General features: G+C 72.6%; 30 protein-coding genes and 1 pseudogene. 9 read left to right on the top strand and 22 right to left on the bottom strand.

From position 1 onward, the window contains the following. Positions 1-167: 167 nt before the first annotated feature. Together WAB15_RS22225 and WAB15_RS22230 are read right to left on the bottom strand one after the other, a co-directional pair. The gene (locus WAB15_RS22225) at positions 168-398 is read right to left on the bottom strand and encodes a hypothetical protein (RefSeq protein WP_399145628.1); all 231 of its coding nucleotides are present in this window, start codon (positions 396-398) and stop codon (positions 168-170) included. A gap of 500 nt (positions 399-898) precedes the next feature. Continuing rightward, positions 899-1006 (bottom strand): annotated as a pseudogene (locus WAB15_RS22230) (dTDP-4-dehydrorhamnose reductase); the annotation flags it as partial. 199 nt (positions 1007-1205) lie between these two features. Here WAB15_RS22230 and upp point away from each other — a divergent pair. Beyond that, on the top strand, positions 1206-1841 hold the full coding sequence (upp, locus tag WAB15_RS22235; protein WP_399145626.1) for a uracil phosphoribosyltransferase: 636 nt from the start codon (positions 1206-1208) through the stop codon (positions 1839-1841). Positions 1842-1912: 71 nt separating this feature from the next. On the opposite strand, the gene WAB15_RS22240 is transcribed toward upp, so the two are convergent. Then, positions 1913-2560 carry a LytR C-terminal domain-containing protein gene (locus tag WAB15_RS22240; RefSeq protein WP_399145625.1) on the bottom strand — a complete coding sequence of 216 codons (648 nt, stop codon included), beginning with the start codon at positions 2558-2560 and terminating at the stop codon, positions 1913-1915. 188 nt (positions 2561-2748) lie between these two features. Here WAB15_RS22240 and WAB15_RS22245 point away from each other — a divergent pair, with 188 nt between their 5' ends. Then, positions 2749-3198 carry a hypothetical protein gene (locus WAB15_RS22245; protein WP_399145624.1) on the top strand — a complete coding sequence of 150 codons (450 nt, stop codon included), beginning with the start codon at positions 2749-2751 and terminating at the stop codon, positions 3196-3198. A gap of 103 nt (positions 3199-3301) precedes the next feature. Here the strand turns inward: WAB15_RS22245 and WAB15_RS22250 are convergent, their stop codons facing one another. From WAB15_RS22250 to WAB15_RS22285, 8 genes are all read right to left on the bottom strand, one after another. Next, positions 3302-3598, bottom strand: coding sequence for a type II toxin-antitoxin system VapB family antitoxin (locus WAB15_RS22250; protein WP_362912149.1), 297 nt, complete (start codon positions 3596-3598; stop codon positions 3302-3304). A gap of 201 nt (positions 3599-3799) precedes the next feature. After that, complete coding sequence (locus WAB15_RS22255) at positions 3800-4426, bottom strand: DUF4232 domain-containing protein (RefSeq protein WP_407287316.1); 627 nt, start codon at positions 4424-4426, stop codon at positions 3800-3802. Between the two features lie 175 nt (positions 4427-4601). Continuing rightward, complete coding sequence (locus tag WAB15_RS22260) at positions 4602-5153, bottom strand: hypothetical protein (RefSeq protein ID WP_407287317.1); 552 nt, start codon at positions 5151-5153, stop codon at positions 4602-4604. After that, positions 5150-5854 carry an RNA polymerase sigma factor gene (locus tag WAB15_RS22265; RefSeq protein WP_407287318.1) on the bottom strand — a complete coding sequence of 235 codons (705 nt, stop codon included), beginning with the start codon at positions 5852-5854 and terminating at the stop codon, positions 5150-5152. The genes WAB15_RS22260 and WAB15_RS22265 overlap by 4 nt, the downstream gene beginning before the upstream one ends. A gap of 32 nt (positions 5855-5886) precedes the next feature. Continuing rightward, positions 5887-6504, bottom strand: a complete 618-nt coding sequence (locus WAB15_RS22270; protein WP_407287319.1) for an LAETG motif-containing sortase-dependent surface protein — start codon at positions 6502-6504, stop codon at positions 5887-5889. Positions 6505-6674: 170 nt separating this feature from the next. Continuing rightward, positions 6675-7730 carry an NAD(P)-dependent alcohol dehydrogenase gene (locus WAB15_RS22275; protein WP_407287320.1) on the bottom strand — a complete coding sequence of 352 codons (1056 nt, stop codon included), beginning with the start codon at positions 7728-7730 and terminating at the stop codon, positions 6675-6677. 129 nt (positions 7731-7859) lie between these two features. After that, positions 7860-8216 (bottom strand): hypothetical protein, encoded by a 357-nt coding sequence (locus WAB15_RS22280; protein WP_407287321.1) that lies wholly within the window; start codon positions 8214-8216, stop codon positions 7860-7862. Between the two features lie 141 nt (positions 8217-8357). Further along, complete coding sequence (locus WAB15_RS22285; protein WP_407287322.1) at positions 8358-8939, bottom strand: PadR family transcriptional regulator; 582 nt, start codon at positions 8937-8939, stop codon at positions 8358-8360. An 89-nt stretch (positions 8940-9028) separates the two neighbouring features. Here WAB15_RS22285 and WAB15_RS22290 point away from each other — a divergent pair, with 89 nt between their 5' ends. After that, positions 9029-9496, top strand: coding sequence for a nuclear transport factor 2 family protein (locus WAB15_RS22290; RefSeq protein ID WP_407287323.1), 468 nt, complete (start codon positions 9029-9031; stop codon positions 9494-9496). 88 nt (positions 9497-9584) lie between these two features. On the opposite strand, the gene WAB15_RS22295 is transcribed toward WAB15_RS22290, so the two are convergent. Together WAB15_RS22295 and WAB15_RS22300 are read right to left on the bottom strand one after the other, a co-directional pair. Continuing rightward, positions 9585-9791, bottom strand: coding sequence for a ferredoxin (locus WAB15_RS22295; RefSeq protein ID WP_399145612.1), 207 nt, complete (start codon positions 9789-9791; stop codon positions 9585-9587). Positions 9792-10006: 215 nt separating this feature from the next. After that, positions 10007-11245 (bottom strand): cytochrome P450, encoded by a 1239-nt coding sequence (locus WAB15_RS22300; RefSeq protein ID WP_399145611.1) that lies wholly within the window; start codon positions 11243-11245, stop codon positions 10007-10009. A 293-nt stretch (positions 11246-11538) separates the two neighbouring features. Between WAB15_RS22300 and WAB15_RS22305 the strand changes: the two genes are divergently transcribed. Continuing rightward, positions 11539-12048: a MarR family winged helix-turn-helix transcriptional regulator gene (locus WAB15_RS22305; protein ID WP_399145610.1), complete on the top strand. Its 510-nt coding sequence runs from the start codon at positions 11539-11541 to the stop codon at positions 12046-12048. Between the two features lie 63 nt (positions 12049-12111). On the opposite strand, the gene WAB15_RS22310 is transcribed toward WAB15_RS22305, so the two are convergent. From WAB15_RS22310 to WAB15_RS22330, 5 genes are all read right to left on the bottom strand, one after another. Continuing rightward, positions 12112-13257 carry a flotillin family protein gene (locus WAB15_RS22310; RefSeq protein ID WP_399145608.1) on the bottom strand — a complete coding sequence of 382 codons (1146 nt, stop codon included), beginning with the start codon at positions 13255-13257 and terminating at the stop codon, positions 12112-12114. 11 nt (positions 13258-13268) lie between these two features. Next, positions 13269-13520 (bottom strand): hypothetical protein, encoded by a 252-nt coding sequence (locus tag WAB15_RS22315; protein ID WP_399145607.1) that lies wholly within the window; start codon positions 13518-13520, stop codon positions 13269-13271. Positions 13521-13898: 378 nt separating this feature from the next. Then, positions 13899-14144, bottom strand: coding sequence for a hypothetical protein (locus WAB15_RS22320; protein WP_407287324.1), 246 nt, complete (start codon positions 14142-14144; stop codon positions 13899-13901). Continuing rightward, positions 14141-14758 carry a TetR/AcrR family transcriptional regulator gene (locus tag WAB15_RS22325; protein ID WP_407287325.1) on the bottom strand — a complete coding sequence of 206 codons (618 nt, stop codon included), beginning with the start codon at positions 14756-14758 and terminating at the stop codon, positions 14141-14143. The genes WAB15_RS22320 and WAB15_RS22325 overlap by 4 nt, the downstream gene beginning before the upstream one ends. 171 nt (positions 14759-14929) lie before the next feature. Beyond that, entirely contained in the window at positions 14930-15388 is a 459-nt protein-coding gene (locus WAB15_RS22330; protein WP_407287326.1) for a nuclear transport factor 2 family protein, read from the bottom strand. Between the two features lie 148 nt (positions 15389-15536). On the opposite strand from WAB15_RS22330, the gene WAB15_RS22335 reads away from it, so the two are divergent. Then, complete coding sequence (locus WAB15_RS22335) at positions 15537-16121, top strand: TetR/AcrR family transcriptional regulator (RefSeq protein ID WP_407287327.1); 585 nt, start codon at positions 15537-15539, stop codon at positions 16119-16121. Between the two features lie 178 nt (positions 16122-16299). Continuing rightward, complete coding sequence (locus tag WAB15_RS22340) at positions 16300-16671, top strand: peptidoglycan-binding protein (RefSeq protein ID WP_399145602.1); 372 nt, start codon at positions 16300-16302, stop codon at positions 16669-16671. Positions 16672-16709: 38 nt separating this feature from the next. Here WAB15_RS22340 and rocD read toward each other — a convergent pair whose 3' ends face one another. The 3 genes from rocD to WAB15_RS22355 all read right to left on the bottom strand — a co-directional run bounded on the left by rocD (position 16710) and on the right by WAB15_RS22355 (position 19426). After that, the gene (gene rocD / locus WAB15_RS22345) at positions 16710-17945 is read right to left on the bottom strand and encodes an ornithine--oxo-acid transaminase (protein WP_407287328.1); all 1236 of its coding nucleotides are present in this window, start codon (positions 17943-17945) and stop codon (positions 16710-16712) included. Next, on the bottom strand, positions 17942-18766 hold the full coding sequence (gene ddaH, locus WAB15_RS22350) for a dimethylargininase (RefSeq protein WP_407287329.1): 825 nt from the start codon (positions 18764-18766) through the stop codon (positions 17942-17944). The genes rocD and ddaH overlap by 4 nt, the downstream gene beginning before the upstream one ends. 153 nt (positions 18767-18919) lie before the next feature. After that, positions 18920-19426 carry an Lrp/AsnC family transcriptional regulator gene (locus WAB15_RS22355; RefSeq protein WP_407287330.1) on the bottom strand — a complete coding sequence of 169 codons (507 nt, stop codon included), beginning with the start codon at positions 19424-19426 and terminating at the stop codon, positions 18920-18922. A 237-nt stretch (positions 19427-19663) separates the two neighbouring features. Between WAB15_RS22355 and WAB15_RS22360 the strand changes: the two genes are divergently transcribed. Beyond that, positions 19664-20425: a GntR family transcriptional regulator gene (locus tag WAB15_RS22360; protein WP_399146076.1), complete on the top strand. Its 762-nt coding sequence runs from the start codon at positions 19664-19666 to the stop codon at positions 20423-20425. A gap of 161 nt (positions 20426-20586) precedes the next feature. On the opposite strand, the gene WAB15_RS22365 is transcribed toward WAB15_RS22360, so the two are convergent. After that, positions 20587-21873 (bottom strand): amidohydrolase family protein, encoded by a 1287-nt coding sequence (locus tag WAB15_RS22365; protein ID WP_399146075.1) that lies wholly within the window; start codon positions 21871-21873, stop codon positions 20587-20589. Between the two features lie 523 nt (positions 21874-22396). Between WAB15_RS22365 and WAB15_RS22370 the strand changes: the two genes are divergently transcribed. Together WAB15_RS22370 and WAB15_RS22375 are read left to right on the top strand one after the other, a co-directional pair. Continuing rightward, positions 22397-23284, top strand: coding sequence for a RimK family alpha-L-glutamate ligase (locus WAB15_RS22370; protein ID WP_407287331.1), 888 nt, complete (start codon positions 22397-22399; stop codon positions 23282-23284). Then, positions 23281-24111 (top strand): RimK family alpha-L-glutamate ligase, encoded by an 831-nt coding sequence (locus WAB15_RS22375; protein ID WP_407287332.1) that lies wholly within the window; start codon positions 23281-23283, stop codon positions 24109-24111. The genes WAB15_RS22370 and WAB15_RS22375 overlap by 4 nt, the downstream gene beginning before the upstream one ends. Positions 24112-24250: the final 139 nt, after the last annotated feature.

Below are 24250 nucleotides of genomic sequence, written 5' to 3' on the forward strand. Positions count from 1 at the left end.
GGCGGCGTGCACGCCGGTGGTCCCGCCCCTTCGGAATCGTGGCAGAAACATGGCGTTCGCGCGGGGTCTTCGACGCTGCGTCGTGCGGAGGTGTGCGAGATGTCGCTCACGTGCCGCAGCGCGGGCGGGTGCGCGACGGATTTCCGCTACCGGCGGAACGGTCTCCGCTACCAGCGGAATGTGCGCATCCGCATGGCCATACGCATGCGTTCGGCCCGGACCCGGCGCGGCTGGACGCGGTCGCGCAGCTCCTTGGCCTCGTGCAGTTCACGGAGGAATTGTGCGCGGCGCCGTCGGCGCGCCGCCGCGCTCCCGTCGCCCGGCTCGGCGCCGGACGCCGGCCCCGGATCGCCGTGGACGGCATCGTTCGTGTCGTCGGTCCGCTTGCGGTCGGGCACGCTGCACACCACCTTGGGCGCGATGTTTCGCCCGATGACGGGACGGCCGATCGGGCGTACGTGCCCACTTTCCCTCCTTTTCGCGGGGTCATGCCAGCCGGGCCGGGTGACCGTGGCCGGCAGCCGGGCGCCGCACGGCGGGCGTCGGGGCCCGCCGGCTCGGTTACTGCCGATGGTCATCGGGGCGTGGCGGTTGGGGGCCGTCCTCGGTCGTCAAGGCCTCGCTCGACGTCACGGACAGGACGCCGATCGGATGGGAGCTGTACCGGAAGACCGCGTGAAAATGTGCGTCTGGCGCACAGGACACCTCGTTTGACCTGTGCCTTTCCGGAGCGTCTATAGACGCCTGGGCTCTCAACTGCTCGACAAGTGTCGGGACGTTGGCCGTCAGGCCGAGGGTCCCGGTGCGGAGCCTTTGTTGCGTCGCGTGGCTGTCGAGGCGAACGTCGAGAGCCCCGGGAAGCGCGCTGCCGGCCCGCAGACCCGACGTCCGAAGCCTTGCCGGGCCTGGTTGCGAAGGTCGCAGCCGTCGCGTGCCCCGCTGCTCCCGCCTGGCGGACCAGCTCAGTGCCCAGGAACCCGCTGCCGCCGATGATCAGAACTGTCATGACGCGACACGGTAGAGGACCCTGGCGCCGCTCAGACTTCGATGGAAAACCGACCGCAAGGACCTCCCCCCGTTGGGGCGGACAGCCTGACCTGGTGCGCGGTCACCACGGAAGCCAACCTTGCGCCGCCGCCGGTAGCCTTGGGTGGTTGGGTCGCTCCTGCGGCCGTTGTTGCAGATCAGACCCCCTGGAGGAAATTGTGCGCTTGAATGTTGTCGACCACCCGCTGGTGGCGCACAAACTCACCACACTGCGCGACAAGCGCACTGACTCCCCCACCTTCCGGCGGCTCGCCGACGAGCTGGTCACCCTGCTCGCCTACGAGGCCACCCGTGATGTGCGCACCGAGCAGGTCGACATCGAGACCCCGGTCACCGCGACCACCGGCGTGCGGCTGTCGCATCCGCGCCCCATGGTCGTACCGATCCTGCGGGCCGGTCTGGGCATGCTGGACGGCATGGTCCGGCTGCTGCCCACCGCCGAGGTCGGCTTCATGGGCATGGTGCGCAACGAGGAGACGTACGAGGCGCATACGTATGCCACGCGGATGCCCGACGACCTCTCGGGGCGGCAGGTGTACGTCGTCGACCCGATGCTGGCCACCGGCGGCACGCTGGTCGCGGCGATCCGCGAGCTGATCAAGCGCGGTGCGGACGACGTCACGGCGATCTGCCTGCTGGCCGCGCCGGAGGGCGTCGAGGTCATGGAGAAGGAGCTGGCCGGGACGCCGGTGACGGTGGTCACCGCGGCCGTCGACGAGCGGCTGAACGAGGACCGCTACATCGTGCCGGGCCTCGGCGACGCGGGCGACCGGATGTACGGCACCGCCGGCTGAGCGAGCGCCTACCCTCTCTGCTCACTGTCGGGCCCCGCACCACGTTCGGTGCGGGGCCCGCTCGCATGCGCTCAGCAGGTGTCCTCGGCGGGGGCGGGGGACGGGTGGGACAGCACGGACAGGGACTTGGCGGCGGCCTGCTGGGTGGCCAGGTCCTTGAAGGCGTCGCCGAGGATCAGGTCGAGCTCGGCGCTCTTGCGGTCGTCGGTCTTCTGCTGGGCGCCGGCGAGCTGGGTGGCCAGCACCTTCAGCGGGCCGTCGACCGCCGCCCTGGGGCCGAGCAGTATCCCGGCGCCCTTGACCTTCTTGTCGTAGGCGGCCGGGGCGTTGCCCACCTTTCCGATCTTGAAGCCGCGCTTCTTGAGCTCGTCGGCGGTGCGCTTGGCGAGACCGGAGCGCTGGGTGGCGTTGAAGACATTGACGGTCAGGGTGCCGGGCGCGGGCGGCTTCCGCACCGCGGACCTGGCCTGCGCCCCGTTCGCCCGGCCGCTGTCCTGGCAGTGCTTCTTGCCCGGGGAGGCCTGGGCGGTGTCGCCCTTGCCGCCGAAGACGTCGATGAGCTGCAGCGTGCCCCAGCCGATCAGACCGAGGGCACAGACGGTCGCGACGAGGGTGAGGACGATCCGGCGACGGTGCCGGGGACGGCGCATCCGCGGATACCTGTCGCCCGTGACGCGGTACTTCTTACCGCCCATGCCTGGAGGCGTCAGCATGCTCATGGGCGCAGCGTAGTGCGGACGGCGGTCCGTGCCTACTAAATGATCAACGCGTGGCGCAAGACCCAACCCAAAAGGATCAATTCGGACGGAGGGTGGTCCGGGGTGCCACAGGGGAAGTTAGGCTTGTCATGACCACTTCAGGGGGCTCTTTCCTGCCCCCAGTACGCCTAATGCGGGGAAACAAGAACGTGAAGATGCTCAAGTCCGCCACGGTGGGAACGCTGTGTGCGGCCGTGTCCCTGACCGGATTGACCCTGGCGCCGGCGGCCTACGCCGGAGGCAAGGGCGGCTGCTACGACTACTCCAACACCCACGAGCACAACAACAAGATCTACTACTGGCAGTCGTGCGTCAGCAAGCCGGGGCGGGGGCTCCTGCGCGCCTACGCGCGCGTCTGGCTGCCCGCCAAGCACGACAAGTGCGAGGTGGAGTTCAACGTCCTCAAGGCGGGCAGTGGCAGCACGGTCTACAAGGCGGCCAAGCGGCCCTGCCCCAAGGGCAAGGTGAACAAGTACACCATCAAGGGATTCGACTGGGAGCCGAAGTCGGCCGGCGATTACACCGTGGTGGCGCGGCTCCGTGGCGTGGGGTCCACGCACAATGTGATCCCGCGCAGCCCCTGGATCCAGATGCCGTGATCCACGGCTGAGTCGGGCGGCCCATCGGTGCTTGCCGGTGGGCCGCTCACCGGTGGGCCGCCTGCCGGCAGGCGTACGCGTACCGGTGGCGGCGTGGGGAGCGTCAGTCCAGTTCGAGGACGCGGGCGTGCAGCACCTGGCGCTGCTGGAGCGCGGCGCGCACCGCGCGGTGCAGGCCGTCCTCCAGATAGAGGTCGCCGCCCCACTTCACGACGTGCGCGAAGAGGTCGCCGTAGAACGTCGAGTCCTCGGCGAGCAGCGTTTCGAGATCGAGCTGCTGCTTGGTGGTCACCAACTGGTCGAGGCGTACCGGGCGCGGGGCGACATCCGCCCACTGGCGGGTGCTCTCCCGGCCGTGGTCGGGGTACGGCCGCCCATTTCCGATGCGCTTGAAGATCACACGGAAAGCCTACCGGGCGAGCGGCACCAGGCGCAGCCATGCCGCAGCAGTGCAAAAGGATCATTGGCGGCAAATTTGGATCATTGGCGGGCGACACTCCGGGGGATATGGCCGGATGCGACCCGAACGGACTACGGCGCGCCCCGCCCCGTCGGGCGCGCCCCGTTCCGCGCCGGCGCCCGCAGCCGCTTCCGGACCCTGTCACCACTTACGGGCCGCCGCCAGGCTCGCCTGCCAGTAGGTGACCTTGGCGGTGTGCGGGTCGACGGGGACCGGGGCGCGGTCGTCCAGGCCGACCTGGGTGGGGTGGGCGCGGGCGGCCAGCGCGACACCGAACTGGGAGATCTTCCGGCCGCCCCGGCCCCCTCCGAAGTGCGGGCCGCCGCCCGCCGAGGTGGTGATCGCGGCGTACGCGGTCGCGTGGGGCGCGAGGGTGACCACGGACGGTGGCCGGCTGTCCTCGATCGCGGGGATCGCCGGCTGCCGGTCGTCGCCGAAGCGCAGCAGGGGGTAGCCCTGGGCGGCGAAGTCGCAGGTCCGGTCGGAGTCGTTGGTGACCGTCAGCAGCATGCGGTGGGCGGGGTGGGGCAGCGCGCCCGCGTGGAAGCGGAGCATCTCCGGCGTACAGGCGACCCGTCCGCCGGGGCCGGGCCGGTCGCCGCCGTCCGGCGGGGCGGGCGGGGCGGGGGCCGGGGACACCGCGGTGGCCGGCGCGTCGGCCCGGGTGCCGTAGCCGTCGTGGCAGCCGGCGGTGAGCGCCAGCGCGGCGGTGGCGGTCAGGCCCGCGGCGAACGCCCGGCGGGCGGTGACGGCGGTGATGGGCGGCATATGGGACTCCCCCCGGGACGGTGGCTGCATACGACCTTCGGCGCGGGCGCTGGTGATCGGCTAACGCGCCGCTAACGCTCGCCCGGGGACGGGCGGGTGCCGGAGCGCCGACGCGCGGGGCCGCCCGCCGCCGGGCGCCGGCGCCCCGCACCGGCCGTGTCCCCGGCCGGGGCCGTCAAGGCGACGAGGGCGAGGGGGAGTTGCTCGGGTCGGGGGTGGCCGACGGGGTCGCCGAGGAGGGCGGCCGGGTGCTCTCCATCGGGCGGCCGCCCCTAGGGGGTGTGGGGGTGGCGCTGGGGGCGCGCCCGGGCGGGCGTGCGGGGTCGGCGCCGGGCGACGGGGCGCCGGAGGGGCTCGCGGAGCGGCCCGGGCCCGTCGGCGTGTCGCGCGTCGACGGCTCGGGGGGCGCGGCGCTGCGCGACGGGGACGGGGTGGGGACGGGGCTCGGCGAGGTGGCGGGGGGCGCGGGGCGGACCGGCGGGCCGTCCGGGGCGGTCGCCAGATAGCCGAGCGCGACGGCGGCGGCCGCGGCGGCAGCCGCCAGGGGCAGGCCGAAGCGGCGCAGCCAGGGCCGCTGCGGGCCGGTCGGCCGGCCGCGGCGCAGCGGCGGTCCCGGGGGCGCGGCGGGCCGCAGATCCCGGGCGCCGATGCTGTCCGCGCGGGCCGCGAAGGCCCGCCGCAGCCGCTCCTCGACGCGCCGTTCGGGCTCCGTGCCGGGGCCGTTCATGACCGCGCCTCCAAGGTCTTCTCCAGTGCGTCCAGGGCGCGGCTGGCGAGGGATTTCACCGCGCCGCGGCTGATGCCCAGCGTCGTCGCGATCTGAGCCTCCGTCAGATCGCACCAGTAGCGCAGTACGAGGACCTCGCGGCGCCGGGCGGTCAGCCCGCTCAGCGCGGCGAGCACCTCGCGGTGCTCCTCGTCCAGCACGATCCGCTCCTCCGCGGACGGCGCGTCGGCCTCGTACGGCGGGGTGTAGTCGCGCGCGGTGCGCCGGCGCCGCAGCACCGAGCGGGCGGCGTTGACGACCGCGGTGCGCAGATAGGCCGGCGCGTTGTCGACCTCGCCGAGCTGGTCGCCGTGCCGCTTGTAGAGCGCGGCGAAGGCGTCCTGGACGACGTCCTCGGCGGTGGCGCGGTCGTCGACGAGCAGTACGGCCAGCCGGACCATGGCGAGCCGTTGCGCGTGGTAGAGCTCGCTGATCGTGGGGCGGGGGTCGGGCGGCGGGGCGGTGGCGTCGTCGGGCGGGCGGTGCCCGTACGGCGGGTGGCCGTCCCCGGGCCGCTGGGCGAAGGGCCCGGTGCGCTGCGGTGCCTCGCGGTGGACGGCCGCCGGGCGGGCGCCGCGCAGCAGCCACCGCCACAGGGCGTGCCGGGGCCCCGGCAGGGCGAACCGTACCGGGGCGCTGTGCGGGCCGACGGAGTACTCCATGTGTTCCTCGGGACGGGCGGCCGGGCGGCGGCTCAGCCGCGCCGGCGCCGGACGGCGTAGACCGTGCCGCCGCCCGCGGCGATCAGTGCCGCGGCGCCGCCGCCGAAGGCCATCGTGGTCGCGGACGAGGCGCCGGTGTGCGCGAGTTGCCTGCCGCTCCCGCGACCCTCGCCGCGCTGGGGGGCCTTGGACGGCTCGGCGCTGGGGCGGGGCGAGGCGGTGCTGCTCGGCCGCGGCCCCGGGAGGCTGGGCGAGGCGGACGGCCGGGGGTCGGTGGGCGAGCTGGGCCGGGCGCTGGGGGACGGGCTGACGCTGGTGTCCGGGGCGGGCGTCGGCCGCGCACCGCCGTCGGTCGGACGCGGCGCGGGCGACGGGGTGGCCTGCCCCGGCCGGGTGTGCTGCGGCTTGGGCGTGCGGTCGTCGGCGTGCGCGGTGCCCGCGGCCGACAGCGCGGTGAACGCCAGCGCCGCGAGCAGCCCGGCGCCGGCCGCACGGCGCAGCGCGGGGCGGACGGCGGGGCGGGCGGTGCGCCGTGGGGCGGCATCGGCCGCGTACGGCGAAACGGCGCGGGGGAGGCGGGAAGTGCGGATGTGCTTCACGGTCGGCTGCTCCACGTTCTTCGACGGGCAGCGCCAGATGGCGCCCTTCACCCGTCACGACGTGCGGCGGACCCGGGGGTTGCCGGGCGGCGGCGAGAATCTTTCGGGGCCCGGCTCAGCGGGCCGCCCCGGCACCCAGAAGGGGCCGGGACGGGCGCGGCGAGCGCTCCTTCGGGCAGTCTCGCACGGGGAGTCTGGCCGGAACGGCGGGGGACGGGCGGTCAGATCGTGGCGGTGTCGATCACGAAGCGGTAGCGCACATCGCTCGCCAGCACCCGCTCGTACGCCTCGTTGATCCGGTCCGCGCTGATCACCTCGATGTCCGCGGCCAGCCCGTGCGCACCGCAGAAGTCGAGCATCTCCTGCGTCTCGGGGATGCCGCCGATCATCGACCCGGCCAGCGACTTCCGCCCCGGGATCAGCGCGAACGGCGCGACCGGAAGCGGCCGTTCGGGCGCCCCGACCTGGACCAGGGTGCCGTCGGTGCGCAGCAGACCCAGGTAGGCGTTCAGGTCCAGGTCGGCCGAGACGGTGTTGACGATCAGGTCGAAGGTGCCCGCCAGCGCCTCGAACGTGGCCGGGTCGGAGGTCGCGTAGTAGTGGTCCGCGCCCAGCCGCAGGCCGTCGTCCTTCTTGCGCAGCGACTGGCTCAGCACGGTGACCTCGGCGCCCATCGCATGCGCGATCTTCACGCCCATGTGGCCGAGGCCGCCCAGTCCGACGACGGCGACCCGCTTGCCCGGACCGGCCTTCCAGTGGGCGAGGGGGGAGTAGAGGGTGATGCCCGCGCACAGCAGCGGGGCCGCGGCGTCCAGCGGGATGCCGTCGGGGATGCGCAGCGCGTAGTTCTCGTCGACGACGAGGTGCGTGGAGTAGCCGCCGTAGGTGGGCTCGCCGTCCCGGCCGGTCGCGTTGTACGTACCGACGTTGCCGAGCTCGCCGGTGCAGTACTGCTGCAGGCCGGACCGGCAGTTCTCGCACTCCCGGCAGGAGTCGACGAAGCAGCCGACGCCGACGCGGTCGCCCGCCCGGTAGCGGCTGACCTCGGCGCCGACCTCGGCGACCACACCGGCGATCTCATGGCCGGGGACGATCGGGAAGTTCCCGCCGTCGCCCCACTCGGCGCGCACGGTGTGGATGTCGGAGTGGCAGATGCCGGCGTACTTGATCTCTATCAGGATGTCGTGGGCACCCAGCTCGCGGCGCGGAATCGTGATCCGCTCCAGTGGAGCGTTGGGGGCGGGCGCGGCGTACGCGGAGACAGAGGTGTGGGTCATGCCATCGAGAATCCGGCGTTCCGGTTGTCCTAACCAGTGCCCTGTTCAACCTGGGCACGCTGTGCCTACCCCTGCCAGGACCACCCTCCGCTTCGGCCGGTCGCCGGCCGAAGCGGAGGATCTGGGCGCCTAGGAGAAGACCACCGAGCGGAGCTTCAGCCGCTCGGAGGCGTGGCCGCCGTTCGGCCGGAGAGTGAAGTGGTCGCCGTCGCAGTGGGCGCCGGTGAAGACCGTGGCGGTGGAGCCGGTGTCGTTGCGGGGCGAGTGCGCGGGCGGGACGAATTCGGGCGCGACCTCAGGGAGGGTGATGCACTCCCGGCTGGGCGGGTCGGGCAGCACGCCCAGGTGCGGGCCCCCGCCCAGGTCCTCGTAGACGTAGGTGAAGGTGCCGGTGGCGGCGCCGGCCGAGGAGGCGGGCAGGGACAGTGCGAGTGCGAGGGCGCCGAGGGCGGTGGCGGCGACGGTGGTGGCGCGGCGTGGACGCATGGGGACATTCCTTCCGTTTCCGGTAGCTGTGCGGAAGGGAGCTGCCCATGCCCGAGCCCGGTGATGTGGCCCGTCACACGAAGGGGTGCCGGCGAATCGATCCGTCGAGCGCTGTACGAGACGCCGGTCCGGGGTGATCAACTACGCGCCGCCCCGGTGCTGTCGGCGCACCGCGCTGCGCTCCCTGAGGACGCCCGCGATCCGCTCGCACCAGTCCCGGGTCTCCCGTTCGAAGGCGAGGCCACGCAGACAGGTCAGATACGGGCCGATGCGCGCGCCGTGGGCCAGGAACTCCGACTCGTCCCGCTCGCCGCGCAGCCGGGCCAGCAGCTTCTCGAAGATCTCGACCTTGGCGGCGGCGGTCCGGGCCCGCTCGTCGAGCTGCTCGATCACCGGCGCGGCGTCGACCCGGTCCACGGCCTGCACCTTCACCAGCAGATCGTCGCGGATGAACGACGGCTTGGAGGTGGCCGCCGCGAACCGCTCCAGCTCGGCCAGGCCCTCGTCGGTGACATGGAACAGCCGCTTGTTGGGCCGGGTCTCCTGCACCACCTGCCGGCCGCCGACCAGCCCCGCCGCCTCCAGCCTGGTCAGCTCGGCGTAGAGCTGCTGCGGCAGTGCGTGCCAGAAGTTGGCGACGCCGACGTCGAACGCCTTGGCCAGCTGGTAGCCGCTGTACTCGCCGTCCAGCAGTGCCGCCAGCACCGCGTGCTTGAGAGCCATCGCCCCGGGTCGCCCCTTCTCCGCTCTTCCCATACTCAAGAATATGACTAATCATATCCATGACTAGGAAGCGGCGAGAGGGGACAACCATGACGACCGGGGCGCGGACCGGGCAGGCCACCGCGGAGCGGTTCAAGGCGGCGGTGGAGGCGGGCGAACTCGGCGCGCTGGAGGAGCTGTTCACCGAGGACATCCGGCTGTACAGCCCGGTGAAGTTCAAGCCCTTCGAGGGGCGGCCGATGGTCCTCGGGCTGTTCGGGGTGCTGCTGCGCACCTTCGAGGACTTCCACTACGTGGGTGAGCTGGCCGGCAGCGCGGAGACGGCGGCCGGTGCGGCGGGCGGCTCCGCCGACTCGGCGATCCTGATCTTCCGGGCCACCGTGCGGGGCAAGCAGATCCACGGCATCGATCTGCTGCAGTTCGACGAGGCGGGCCTGATCAAGGAGTTCACGGTGATGGTGCGTCCCCAGTCCGCGGTGCAGGCGCTGGGGGAGGCGGTGCTGGACGGCCTGGTCGCGGACGGCCTGGTCGCGGACGGGCCGGCGCCGCGGCCGTAGGGTCCGCGGAGGGCGTGCGGGAGGGGCGTGCGGGGCCTCGGTGGCGACGCCTGCGGGCGCGCCGGGCCGAGGCCCCCGCGGGCGGCGGCTACACCCGCTCGGTCTGCTCCGTCGTGATCGCGGCCGCGGGGCAGAGCGCCGCCGCCTCGCGTACCGCGTCGTGCAGCTCGGCCGGCGGTTCGGCGTCGACGAGGACGACGATGCCGTCCTCGTCACGCTGGTCGAACACGTCGGGTGCCGACAGCACACAGCTTCCGGCGCCGCAGCACTTGTCCTGGTCGATGTGGACGCGCATGGTTCTCCCCGTAGTTGGGTGTCGGGTGGCGGATGTCGGGTGGCGCATTTCGGGGGCCTGATCTTCGCGTGCCAGATCGCCGAGCGGAGCCGAGATGTCGAGGGCCGGGGGTCGGGATCCGGCTTCCGGAGCCCGGGGTCCGCGGCTTGTGGCCTTCGGGTTCCGGGTTCCCGGGGTTCCGGTTCGGCGTTTCGGCTACGCGGCCTGAGGTCCGTTCACCAGGCGACCGGGAGGGCGTGCACCCCGTAGATCCCCATGTCGTGGCGGAACGGGACGTCCTCGAAGGGCACGGCCAGCCGCAGTTCCGGTAGCCGGCGCAGCAGCGTTTCGAGGGCGATCTGCAGTTCCACCCGGGCCAGCGGCTGCCCCAGGCACTGGTGGACGCCGAAGCCGAAGGCGACATGGCGGCGGGCGTCGCGGCCGACGTCGAGCACGGCACCGTCGGGGAAGACGTCCTCGTCGCGGTTGGCGGTGTTGATCGTGCACAGCACGCCCTCGCCGGCGCGGATGGTGGCGCCGCCGACGGTGATGTCCTCGGTGGCCACCCGCGGCAGGCCGTTGTGGACGATCGTCAGATAGCGCAGCAGCTCCTCGACGGCGCCCTTGATCAGCGACGGGTCCTGGCGCAGTCGCGCCAGTTGGGCGGGGTTGCGCAGCAGGGTGAGGGTGGACAGCGCGGTCATGTTCGCGGTGGTCTCATGGCCGGCGATCAGTAACAGCCGCCCCATGGAGGCGATTTCGGCGTCGTCGAGCTCTCCGCGCTCGACCAGCCGGCTGACGATCCCGCCGTCCGGGGTCTGCCGCTTGGACTCGGCGAGCTCGCTCAGATAGCGCTGCAGATCCTCCTGCGCGGTGCGTACGGCCTCGGGTGCCGAGCCGAGATTGAGCAGGATCCGGCTGCGCTCCTGGAAGAAGCCGTGGTCCTCATACGGGACGCCGAGCAGCAGGCAGATGACCAGGGACGGCAGCGGCAGCGCGAACTCGGCCACGAGGTCGGCCGCGTCGCGGCCCTCGGTCATCCGGTCGAGCAGTTCGTCGGCGATGCGCTGCACCTCGGGGCGCATCGCCTCCATCTTCTTGATCATGAAGTCGGCGGTGAGCATCCGGCGCTGCCGTGCGTGCTCGGGGTCGTCCGTGCGGATGAAGGCCGGGGTCTTGGCGAACAACTCCCGGGCGCCGGCGGTGAGGAAGGGGAATCCGGGGCGGGTCGCGTCGGCGCTGAACCGCGGGTCGGCGAGCACCGCCCGTACGTCCTCGTACCGGGTCACCAGCCAACAGGAGGAGCCGTCCCACAGCGTCGCCCGGGTGACGGGCTCCTCGCGGCGGGCGCGTTCGACTCCGGGTGCCGGATCGAAGGGGCAGCCGCCGGCCCGCGTGGCCGGGAGGGTGAGGGCGGCGGGGCCCTCGCCGGGGCCGGCGTCGCGCTGGGCCTCGGTGCGTTCTGCGGTCGTCATGCGGCTGGTCCTTCCGCGATCGGGACACGGCACTGCCGTGGTGAACGGTGTGCGGGTGGCGCCACTCCTCGATGGTCCTGTGCGGCCGGGCAGGGGCGGCCCATGGCCGTGGGCCGACGTAATTAGTTACCTAAGTTAAGCAACGAAGTGACGTCACGTTAACTCACCCTGAGCGGGCCCGGAAAGGGGCGTTCACGGCCGCCGTGAGGTTGGCTCAAAGCGAGCGGGGAGGCGTACGGAGCGTGCCCGGAGCATCGCGTTCCCGTGGTCACCGGGGCGGCTAAAGTGCCTGCATGCAGGAGCCCGGAAGAGACCAGGACCCCACCGCCGCACTGCAGAGAGTGCTGGCCACGCTGTCCTACCTGCTCACCCGATCCCGGGCGCACGAACGCCAGGCGACCAAGGCGGGCGTCACGGCGGCACGCTCCGACCTGTGGTTGCTGATGGCCCTGGAGGACAGCGGAGGGGTCAGCAGGGTCGGCGACCTGGCCGACCTGCTGATGGTAGAGCCCCCTCATGTCACCCGTCAGATAGGCCAGTTGGAGTCCCAGAACCTGGTCGAACGCACCCCGGACTCGCTCGACCGGCGCGCCCGCCAGGTCGCCATCACCCCGCACGGCAAGGCCGTCCTCCAGCGCCTCCAGCACACCAGCCAGGCCGGTCTCCACGAGGCGCTCGACGGTTTCGACGACGCCGACATCGCCACCACCGTCTCCGTCCTCAACCACCTGGTCGCCTGGGCCCGCCACCGGCACGCGCAGGAGGAACGGCAGCGGGGCCGGGGCGGTATGGACACGCCCTGAGGCCGTCTCCGGTGGGCCCGGGGCCGCAACGGACACGACCCACCGGACGTCTCTCGGCGCGGGCTACTCGATCTCGACGCGGCCGCTGGGACCCTGGCCGTTGGGGGACGCGGCGGTGTCGGTCTTCTCGGGGGTGCCGAGGTTGCGGCGGACGGAGTCGAGGATGGTCAGGCCCTGGCCGACCAGGCCGGCGGCGATCTCACCGAGGCCGTCGGTGCCGTTGAGGACGTTGACGTTGGCGTTGGCCAGGCCCGCGGAGGCCTCCTTGACGATCTGCGGGAGCTGGTCGATGAGCATCCGGTCCAGGGCGACCCGGTCGTAGGAGGCGGCGGCCTCGGCCTGGATCTTCATCCGCTCGGCCTCGGCCATGGCCAGCAGCTTGATGCGCTCGGCCTCGGCCTCGGCGGGCTTGACCACCTCGGCGACCAGTTCCTGCTGGCGCAGCCGGGCGCGGCGCTCGGCCAGCTCGGTCTGCGCGGCGAGGACTTCCTGCTGCGCATGCGCCTGGGCGAGCGGGCCGGCCTGGGCGGCGTGGGCCTGGGCGCGGTCCACCTCGGCGGTGTACTCGGCCTGGACCACGGCGGTCTGCCGGGAGTACTCGGCCTGATTGCGCGCGGCCTCCTGCTGCGCCTCGACCGATGCCTGGGTGGCCTGGGCCTGCGCGATCTGCGCCTGGCGCTGGATGGCCGCCTTGTGCGGGGCGGACATCGCCTCGATGTAGCCGGTGTCGCCGTCGTCGATCGACTGGATCTGGAGGGAGTCCACGATCAGACCGATCTTGGCCATCTCGGTCTTGGAGGTCTCCAGGACCTCGGTGGCCAGCTTCTGCCGCTCGGTGACGATCTCCTCGACCGTCATCGAACCGATGATGGAGCGCAGATGACCGGCGAAGATGCGGCCGGTCAGGATCGACATCTGGTCCTGGTCGGACAGGAAGCGCTGACCGGCGTTGACGATGCTCTCGGTGTCGTTGCCGACCTTGAAGGCGATCACGGCGCGGACCGTGAGGGTGATGCCCTGCCGGGTCACGCACCGCTCGGCCACCTCGGCCTCACACAACCCCAGGGTGAGAAAGCGGACCTTGCGGAAGACCGGGAGCACGAACTTGCCGTGGCCGGTCACCACTCGAAACGGCGCGCCCCCATGTCCACGCCTGCCACCCGAGATCAGCATGGCTTGATCGGGGGAGGGAACGCGATAACCGAACATCCTGTGTCTCCTCAACAAGCGTCGCCGGCATCGCCGGTCAACGCGTCCAACGGATCGGCCCACTCCATGACGTCGACCTGGCGATGGCCACGGGACTCGGTCACGAGCACGGTCGCCCCTACCGGAAGGGGCTGGGCGGACCAGGCGAGAAAGGCCTCCGAACCACCTCTGATCCGCACCAGGACCTCACCGGGGCCGGCAGCCCCGCGAGTGCCGATCAGCAGCACTCCCGTACAGCCGATCACGGCATCGTCCTGTGCCATCGGCGGCTGTCCTCCCCCGTAACGTTCCTGGAAAAACGACCATAGCGCCCTGGCGCGCGGGGGCCTATGGGGGGATGGCGGCGAGTTGGCGCACCGGCCCGTAGGCGCGCCACAGGGGATCCTGTCGCCGTCAGATCGCCGTTAGGGAGCGGCCGGAGCGCCGGCGGAATCAGTGTGCGGACGGTAGTGCGTCGAGGGCGGCCAGGATGTCGGAGGGCTCGGCGCGGGCGACGTAGTCGGTGTCGATGAAGGCCCAGCGGATGGTGGCGTCGCGGTCGATGACGTAGGTGGCCGGTATCGGCAGCGTGCGGGGGTGGCCGCCGTTGACGCGCTGCAGGTCGAAGCCGAAGGAGTCGTAGACGGCGGCCAGTTCGTCGGTCAGGTCGAAGGCGAGGCCGTAACTCTTGGCGGTGTCCGAGCCGAGGTCGCTGAGGACGTCGAAGGCCAGGGAGTGCTTCTCGGTACCGCGGCGCCTGGTGCCCCTTCTGCAATCTGGCCCTGCGCGCCCTCCAGCAGCACCACGCCGAGATCGCGGGCGGCGCGCTCCATCACGGCGCGGGCGGCGGCCGGCAATTCGGGGTAGCCGGCGCGGAAGAACGCGGTGAGTTCGTCGTTGAGGCTCATGGGCAGGGTTGCTCCTGGGGTGAGGGACGGGCGCGCAGCGGGGCGAGGGCGGCGGAAACCGTGTCGGTCAGGGACCGGGCGTCGGCGCCGGCGCGGGAGCGCAGATTGACGCCGTACGCGAGGGTCGCCAGCACCGCGGCGGCGTCGTCGAGGTCGGTGGACGGCTGGAGTTGGTCCAGTTCGGCGGCGGATTCCAGGGCCGATCGCATGGCCGACCGGAGTGCGCCGTGATGCTCTTCGAGCAGGCCGCGGATATCGGGATCGGCGCACTCGGGACCGGCGTAGGCGTTGGTGACCATGCAGCCCCAGCCGGCGACCGGGCCGGCGCAGCGGATGCCGATCAGCCCGCTGAAGAACTCCTCGACGGCCGTAAGGCCGGAGCCCGCCGACGAGAGCCGGGCGAAGGCCGGCGTCGAGTGCTGCTCTATATAGCGGCCCAGCGCCGCTGCGTAGAGACCGTCCTTGTTGCCGAAGGTCGCATAGAGGCTGGAGCGGCTGACTCCGGTCGCGGTCACCAGGGTCTGGATTCCGGTGGTGGGCAGGCCCTGGCGCCAGAAGATCTGGAGAGCGTCGTCGAGCACGATGTCGGGGTTGAAGTGCTTGATGTCGGGCATGGCGGCCTGCTCGTCTCGCGCTGCGGAAACCTCCCGCAACTCATCTTGGAACGGTTATTCCAAGATACTCCGACTCGGCCCGCATGCACAGGAGTTGGGGCGGCGGCTGTGGAAAACATCCGGAGCCGGCACCTCCGGAATCCTGATGAGGTGCCGGCTCCGGATGGCCGGTCAGCGGAAGGGGAGGAGTCGACCCCGCTCGGCCTCCGGTCGCGGGCCGAAGATCCGCCGCTCCGCCGCCGTGATCGCGACATCGTGGATGCCAGCCTCCCGGCGACGCATCAGCCCCTCCTCGTCGAACTCCCACAGCTCGTTGCCGTAGCTGCGCCACCACTGGCCGTCCGCGTCGCGGCTCTCGTACTGGAAGCGCACCGCGATGCGGTTGCCGCTGTAGGACCACAGCTCCTTGCGCAGCGCGTAGTCCAGCTCCCTGGCCCACTTCCGGCGCAGGAACGCCACGATCTCGCCCCGGCCGGTGAGGAAGGTGTCGCGGTTCCGCCAGATCGAGTCCTCGGTGTAGGCGAGGGCGACCCGCTCCGGATCGCGGGTGTTCCAGGCGTCCTCGGCGGCCTGCACCTTCTGTAGTGCGCTCGGCTCGTCGAACGGGGGGAACGGGGGGCGTGGTGCCATGGCGGGCTCCCTGTCTTGGGTGGGGCTTCTCTCGGCCCTCGGCGGGACTGTCTCGGGGTGAAGGAGAACGGTCGTTCCCTCCCTGGTCGGCTAGTGTAGAGAACGACCGTTCTCCTGAAAAGCCGCGCCGAAGAGCCACGGAGGTGTCATGGACCACGACGAGGCCCGCGCCCAAGCCCGGACGCGGATACTCGACGCCGCGGAGAAGCTGTTCTACGACCGCGGTATCCAGGCCGTCGGCATGGACGAACTCCGCGCCGCCGCCGGGGTGTCGCTCAAGCGCCTCTACCAGTGCTTCCCCGCCAAGCACGACCTCGTCGAGGCGTATCTGCGCCGACGCGACGAGCGCTGGCGCGCCGCCCTCGCCGCCTACGTCACCGAGCACGCCGACGATCCCGCGAAGCGGCCGCTCGCGGTCTTCGACTGGCTGCACGACTGGTTCCGCGCGCCGGACTTCCGCGGCTGCGCGTTCATCAACGCGTTCGGTGAGCTGGGGGCCGTCTCCGACGGGGTCGGCCAGGTCGCCCGGGAGCACAAGCGGGCGCTGCTGTCCTACCTGACCGAGCTGGTCCAGGCCGTCCCGGTCCGCCAGCCCGCCCCCCTGGCGGGCCAGTTGGCGCTGCTGGTCGACGGTGCGATCACCGCCGCCGCCGTCTCGGGCGAGCCCGACGCGGCCCGGCACGCCCGCAGCGCCGCCGAGAGCCTGCTGGCGGCGTGCGCCGCCCGGCCGTAGCGACGGGGCCACGCCGTCACTCATAGGGGCGGATTCCGCGGGGCGCGCGCATGGCCGGGCACCGCGCGGGCCAAACCTGACTGCGGCTGCCGCGCCGCCCTGGCCGGTCCCGCCGGGCCCGCCGCGGAAGACGGTCCGCACGGCAGGCACGGTGTTCGAAGGAGAAGGAGATCTTCCGATGCCCAGGGGTCCGCGTTCCCGCGCCGCCGCTCTTTCCGTAGCGGCCGGCCTGCTGCTGGCCACGGCACCCACCGCCGCCCACGCCGCCGCCCCGGCCGCGTCCCCGGTGCCCGCCGCCGCACCGCAGCAAGTCCGCGGCCACTGCGGCTACTACGACGGCCAGGCCATCACGCGGCGCGGCGACACGGGCGACGGGGTCAGGGAGATCCAGTGCCTGATCAACTACTGGAGCGGCCGCAGCGTGCTGGACGGCGACGGCGACTTCGGCCCGCAGACCGAGAGCTGGGTGGCGCACTTCCAGGACGTGCGGGGCCTCCTGCCCGACGGGGTCGTCGGTCCACAGACCTGGAAGTCCCTGCGCGCCGCCTAGGGGACACCCCCAGGGCGTGTCCCCCCACCGCGCAGCTCCTAGTCCAGCACCCGCTCCAGGCCGGCCAGCGCCGACGCCAGCTCCTCGCCGGTGATGGTCAGCGGCGGGGCGAGCCGGATCGTCGAGCCATGGGTGTCCTTGACCAGCACGCCCTCCTTGAGCAGGCGTTCGCTGATCTCGCGACCGGTGCCCAGGGCGGGGTCGATGTCCACGCCGGCCCACAGGCCGCGGGCGCGGAAGCCGGTCACGCCCTTGCCGACCAGGTCGGCCAGGCCGGTACGGAGGACCTCGCCCAGGTCGGCCGCGCGGCGCTGGAACTCGCCGGTGGCCAGCAGCCCGACGACCGCCGAACCGACCGCCGCCGACAGCGGGTTGCCGCCGAACGTCGAACCGTGCTGGCCGGGGCCCAGCACACCGAGCACGTCGCGGCGGGCGACGACCGCGGAGACCGGGACGATGCCGCCGCCGAGCGCCTTGCCGAGCAGCAGGACGTCGGGGACGACGGACTCGTGCTCGACGGCCAGGGTGGTGCCGGTGCGGCCCAGGCCGGACTGGATCTCGTCGGCGATGAGCAGGCACCCGGCCCGCCGGGTCAGCTCGCGCACGCCGGTGAGGTAGCCGTCGTCGGGGATGATCACGCCCGCCTCGCCCTGGACGGGCTCGATCAGCACCGCGGCCGTGGTCTCGTCGACGGCCGCTTCCAGGGCGGCGAGGTCGTTGTACGGGACGGTGCGGAAACCGGGGGCGAAGGGGCCGAAGCCGACCCGGGCCGTCTCGTCGTCGGAGAAGCCGACGATCGTGGTCGTACGGCCGTGGAAGTTGCCGCCGGCCACCACGATCGTGGCCTGGTCCGCGGGGACGCCCTTGACGTCGTACGCCCACTTGCGGGCAACCTTGATGCCGCTCTCCACCGCCTCGGCGCCGGTGTTCATCGGCAGCACCATGTCCAGGCCGGTCAGCTCGGCCAGGCCTTCGGCGAATCCGGCGAGCTGGTCGTTGTGGAACGCCCGGGAGGTGAGGGTGAGCTGGTCGAGCTGGCGGTGCGCGGCCTCGACGAGGTCCGGGTGGCGGTGGCCGAAGTTGAGCGCCGAGTAGCCGGCCAGCATGTCGAGGTAGCGGCGGCCTTCGACGTCCTCGACCCAGACGCCCTCGGCGCGCGCGACGACCACGGGCAGCGGGTGGTAATTGTGCGCCAGGACCGGGCGCTCGGCGTCGATCAGCTCGGCGGACGAGCGGGGCGCGCCGACACGGAGGGTGCGGGTGGGAGCAGTCATGAACGGATCTCCTGGGTGCAGCACTTGATGCCGCCGCCGGCCTTGTGGAACTCCGACAGGTCGACGGGGACGGGGACGTAGCCACGGGCGGCGAGCTCGTCGATCAGCCCGGTGGCCTGCGGGGCGATGAAGACATGGCGGCCGTCGGAGACGGAGTTGAGGCCGAACGCCATGGCGTCGTCCCGGGTCGCGGTCATCGCCTCCGGGAAGAGCCGCGCGAGCACCTCACGGGACCCCGGCGAGAACGCCCCCGGGTAGTACGCGATGTTCTGCTCCCCGTCGTCTCCGCCGAGGACGAAGAGCGCGGTGTCCAGGTGGTAGAAGTGCGGGTCGACCAGCTGGAGGCTGATGGTCGGTACGCCGAAGAACTCCTGCACCTCCCGATGGGCGGCCCGCGTCGTACGAAAGCCGGTGCCGGCCAGCAGAAACCGGCCCGCCGGGACCAGGTCGCCCTCGCCCTCGCACACGGACTCCGGCCGGTAGACGTCGAACCCGGCGGCCTTGAACCAGGTCTCGTACGCGGTGGACTCCGGCCGCCGCTCCGGTGCGTGGAAGTGCGAGCCGAAGACCCGCCCCTCGACGACGACCGCCGAATTCGCCGCGAACACCATGTCCGGCAGACCCGGGACCGGCGGCACGGACTCCACCGTGTGCCCGTGCTCGCGATAGGCCTCGGTCAGCGCCGTCCACTGGCGGCCGGCGAGGGCCGTGTCGACCGGCACGTCCGCCCGCATCCAGGGGTTGATGGCGTAGCGCACATCGAAATGCCGGGGCTCGCAGACCAGATAGCGCCGGGGGCTCGGCGCACGACTCGTCGGCACAGAAATATCCCTCCGCTTCCCGTGAGGACATGCGGCATGACGAGCTGTCACTGATCGTCACCCGCGGTGCACTCCACGGTAAGAAGGGACCCATTCCGGTCACAAGAAGCGAATGTTGCTCATCCGCGCAGGAATGCTGCGTCCACACGTCGGCTAGAGCCGGTTTGCTGCGCCGCCTTTGGTCGAGGGGCGGCTCGCGCCCGCCTCCGGGCTGTCCGGCAGCAGATGCGACAGCACCATGTAGCTGATCGTCTTGCGGATGAACGGCTCGGTGCGGATCCGCTCCAGCACCTCCTCGAAGTGCTCGACGTCGGTCGCCCGTACGTGCAGCAGCGCATCGGCGCCCCCGGTGACGGTCATCGCCGCCGCGATCTCCGGATGGTTGCGCACCACCTCGGCGAGCCGCCGGGGCGGCGCCGCGCTGTCGCAGTACACCTCGACATACGCCTCGGTCAGCCACCCCAGCGCGGCCGGCCGCACGGTCGCCGTGAACCCCGTGATCACGTTGTTCTCCCGCAGCCGGTCCACCCGCCGCTTGATCGCCGTGGACGACAGCCCGACGGCCGCCCCGATCTCGGCGAAGCTGGCCCGTGCGTTGTCGATCAGCGCCGCCATGATCTTGCGGTCGAGGTCGTCGAAGGGCGCGGCCTTGCTGGTCACTGAAACCTCCCGATTCATCCCGGTCCCGCACCGGAGCGGGCGCCTCACGCTAGCGGTACCAGGCGCGGCGGCGATGCATCCCCCATCGGGTACGGCAATCCGGTAACGCCGATATCTATGCAGGTCACGCAGGGTGGCGTAGCTTCGCGGCCAGGCCGCTCGCCCAGGACGGGCCCGGGCGTCGCGGCGCAACCGGGAGCCGTGTCAGCGAAGGAGGGGCCGGGCGTGCACGATCCGATGGCCACAGGTGGCGGGACCGGCGAGGGGCGCACGCGGGCGGACCGGGCGCGGCGGGTGGCGAACGTGCTGCGCGCGCAGGTGTTGCGCGGCGCGTTCCCGAAGGGCGTGCTGCCGGACGAGCGGGCGCTGGTCGCCGAGTTCGCCACCTCCCGCAACACCGTGCGGGAGGCACTGGGACTGCTGCGGGACGAGGGGCTGGTGGCGCGGCGGCGGGGTGTGGGCACGGTAGTGGTCGGGCGGACGTACCGGCATCCGCTGGGGGAGCTGTCCGGGCTGGCGGAGGTGCTGGGGCGGCACGGGACGGTCGTCAACGAGGTGCGGGAGGCGCGGAGCGTACGGCCGCCGATGACGGTCGCCCGGCGACTGGGGCTGGCCGAGGGCAGCCCGGCGGTCTATCTGGAGCGGCTGCGCCGGGTGGACGGGGCGCCGCTGTCCCTGGACTGCACGTACCTCATCCCCGAGGTGGGCGGGCCGCTGCTGGCGCGGGGGCGGGAGGCACTGGAGCGGCAGGACGTGTTCGACCTGATCGAGACGGCGGCGGGCGAGCCGCTGGGCCGGGCCGAGATCTCCGCACAGGCCGTCGTCGCGGACCCGGCGACCTGCGCGGTGCTCGCGCTACCCGAGGGCGCCGCCGTACTCGCCGTCGAACGCCTCACCCGCCTCGCCGACGGCCGCCCCGCGGACCTGGAGTTCATCCATCTGCGCGGCGACCGACTGACGCTGCACGCGACCCTCGACCGGGTGCGGGGTGGCAACTGACGGGGGCGGTAGGGGAGGTGAGGGGGCGGCCCGCGGGCAGCGGGGTCTTTCACCTAGGGCGGGGGCGAACAGATCCCGTAGGGGGTGCGAGGCCCCCCTACGGGGCCACAACGTGGCCGGGGCAGGGGGTATTCCTGCACGTGGACCGCCCCGGACCGCCCCTAAACCGGCTCCACCCGTTGGATCTTGGCGCGGCGGACGACCTCCGGGCCCAGCTTCGCCGCGCGGGCGACCAGGGCCGGGCCGTCCCAGTCCGGCGGCCAGCCGTGCCACAGGCGCAGTTTGCCGCCCACGACGACCGCGGCGATCTGGTCGCGGTTCGCCAGGCGGACGACTTCCCACCGCAGGTCGTACGACGGCGTGAGCTCGGGGACACGGAGGTCCACGACGAGGAAGTCGGCGGCCTTGCCGACCGCGATCTCCCCGGTCACCTTGCCCAGCCCGAGCGCATCGGCGCTGCGCGAGGTCGCGTGCTCCAGCCACAGCCGCCCGGCCCCGCACACCGAGTCGCCCTCGGCCATCCCGTACGCCAGCCGCTGCGCGGTCTCCCCCGCGTCGAGCAGCCGGAAGCCGTCGGCGCGGGTGCCGTCGGTGCCCATGCCGAACCGCACGCCCATCGCGGCCAGCATGGTCGCCGGCGCGACGCCGTTGCCCTTCCAGGCGCTGGCCACCGGGTTGTAGCTGATCGCGGCACCGGAGTCGGCCAGCAACCGCAGCTCCGCGGGGGTCAGCAGGGTGGCGTGCGCGCCCAGGGTGTGCGGGCCCAGCGCACCGATGTGGTGCAGATGGCCGAGGGGGCGGCGGCCGACGCTCTTCAACGAGCGCTCCACTGAGGCGAGATGCTCGTTGACGTGGACCTGGAGCACCGCACCTGCCTCGGCGCACAGGTCGGCGGTCTTCTTGATGACGTCCGCGGGCGCGTCCTCGGGCACGGCGATCGCCAGCGAGGGGTGGATCAGCGGATGCCCCTCCCACCGCGCCAGGTGCTCCGGACCGCCCGTCCCGCTGGAGACGATCTTCGACAGTACGCAGCGGATTCCGGCTTCCTCCGTGCCCCTGGCCACCGCCCGGACATCGACGGGCGCACGGGTCCCGGCGTCGGCGACGGTGGTGAAGCCGCCGCGCAGCGCCTCCAACGCGGCGAGTTTCGCCGAGAGATAGGCGCTCTCCTCGTCCAGCGCGTGCTCCAGCGGCTCCCATATCGTCTTGAAGATCTCCGACGGCTGGCCGAACGCCTGGGCCTTGCCGAAGCTCTGGGTCAGATGGTGGTGCGCGTCGACGAAGCCCGGCATCAGCAGGTGGCCGTCCAGGCGCACCGGCTCAAGGCCCGGGTGGGCGGCGATGAGCGCTTCGGCCGGCCCGATCGCGCGGAACTTCCCGCCCTCCACGAGCACGGCCCGGCCCCGCACCGGCCCGTCCGGCAGGAGCAGCAGCTCGGGCAGGAGCAGTTGCCGGGCGCCGTGGAAGTGCGCGGGCCGCGGACCGCCGCCCGGCCCGTGCTGCGCCGCGTCGTCGTGGCGGGTCGCGGCGTCCGCCGTGCCCGCACCGCCGGCACCGGACGCGCCGATGAATCCGCCCACACCGGCCAGAAACCCGCGTCGGCCGAAGCCGCTTCGCTGTTCGTTCGCCAACCCGCTCGCCTGCTTCCGTGCTTCGGTACTCGCGTACCGCTCGTCGATGGGTCCCCGGGGTGGCCTGACCCTAGGACCGCCCCCGAAGTGGAACAAGGGTTCCGGCATGCGGGATTCGAAAGGCGGGAGGGCAGGTGGCGAAAGTCGTACGGGTGGCCGCCGAACCGCTGGTCAGGGCGTATGGGATGGGTGTGCGGGGTGGCGTAACCCGGCCGAAACATCAGACGGAGCCGGGCGCGTGGGTCACCCGGCTCGTCTCACCGGCCCCGTGGGACCCTGGTACGTCGTGGATCTGCCGGACGGACGGTGGACGGACGTGCGGCGAAGACGAGGATGCCCGATGAGACTCTGCTTCCTGGTGGAGGAGCAGTACCGCGACGACGGCATGCCGCTGGACGTGATCCGCCAACTCTGCGCCTGGGGCCATCGGGTGGACGTGCTGCGGCCCGGCAGTTCGCTGATCCCGCTGTCCCGGGCGGTGCAGGCGGGCAGCCACGACGCCTGGGTCCTCAAGACCGTCTCCGGCGGGCCGGGGCTGTCCCTGCTGGAGGCCGCCGCCTCCGTCGGGCTGACGACGGTCAACGACGTCCGGGCCATCCGGGGCGTACGGGACAAGGCGCTGGCCGCGGTGATCGCACGTGGCAGCGGGCTGCCGGTCCCGGTGACGTATGCCGCCGCCCGGGCGGCGGACTTCGCGGAGATACCCGAGGCCGAGTACCCGCTCGTGGTCAAGCCGGCCGACGGCAGCTCGGGGCGCGCCGTGCGGCTGGTCGAGACGCCGGACCGGCTGACCGGACCGGGCGCCGGGCCCGCCGACGGCGGCCTGCTCATCGCCCAGCCCTACGTCCCCAACTCCGGGTCCGACCTCAAGGTCTACTGCGTCGCCGGTGAGCTGTACGCGACCGAGCGGTGCTCACCGCTGCACCCCGGCCGCGCCGTACGGGAACGCCAGGTACCGCTCACCCCCGAGGTCGCCCGGATCGCCGAGGAGGTCGGCGCGGTCTTCGGCCTCGACCTGTACGGCGTCGATGTGCTGCTGGGACCGGCCGGGCCGGTGGTCGTCGACATCAACGACTTCCCCAGCTTCCGCCAGGTGCCGGACGCCGTCGCCCGGGTGTCTGCCGCCATAGTGCGGCTCGCCCGTGAGGGGGCCGGGCGGCCGGTGGTGCCTCCGGCGCGGGTCTCCTCGGCGGCGGCCCCGCTGGCGGCGATCGGCGGAGAGCGGTGAGGGTCGGGCTGATCACCGCCGATCCGGAGCACCCGCTGCTGGCCGCGGCCACCGCACTGCTGACGCCGCGTCACCAGGTGGTGCGCCTGGGCGCCGGCGAGGAGGGCCACGGCCGCGACCGGGCCGTACCGCCGCCCGACGTCTGTCTCCTCAAGGCGCGTACACCCCGGGCCCTGGCCCTGGCCGCCCGCCTGGAGGAGCGCGGCGTCCCGGTGATCAACTCCAGTGCGGCGACGGCGCGTTGCCAGGACCGGGTGGAGATGGCGGAGCTGGCGCGCGCCGCCGGGCTGCCGTTCGCCCGGACCACCTTCGTGCCCACACTGGGCCGGCTGGCCGCGGCCGGTGAGCCGGCCACCCCACTGGTGATCAAGAGCCGGCACAGCCGGCGCCACGACCTGGTGGCGCGGGCCGACAGCGCCCGGCACCTGCGGCAGCTGGCCGCCGACTGGCCCGAAGAGCCGGTGGTCGTCCAGGAGTTCACCGCGAACAGCGGCTGGGACCGCAAGCTGTGGGTGGTCGACGGGCGGCTCTTCGCCGCGCTGCGCGGCTCGGAGCTGGCCCCGGGCGGCCGGGGGCCGACCCGCCCGCTGCCGCTGGACGAACTCCCCGCGGGCTGGGCCGAGTACGCGCTGGCAGTCGGCGAGGTCTTCGGCCTGGAGGTCTACGGCGTGGACCTGCTCGACGCCGGTGCGGGCCGGCCGGTCATCGTGGACGTCAACGCCTTCCCCGGCATCCGGGGCCAGGCCGGCGCCCCGGAGGCGCTGGCGGCGCTCGCCCTCCGTGCCGCGGCACGGGAACCGGAAGCACAGCGCCAGGCACAAGCCTGAATCGATCATCCGCGGAAGAAGATCGAACCCAATCTGCGCTGAGACGGAACCTCCCGCTCCACAAGGACTGACGCACCGACGCCCGGGGTAGCGCTGGCCCGTCAGGGGGGCGTGCTGCGCCGCGCCTTCCTTCCGTACG

Source organism: Streptomyces sirii, assembly GCF_045690365.1.
Classification (GTDB): Bacteria; Actinomycetota; Actinomycetes; order Streptomycetales; family Streptomycetaceae; genus Streptomyces; species Streptomyces sirii.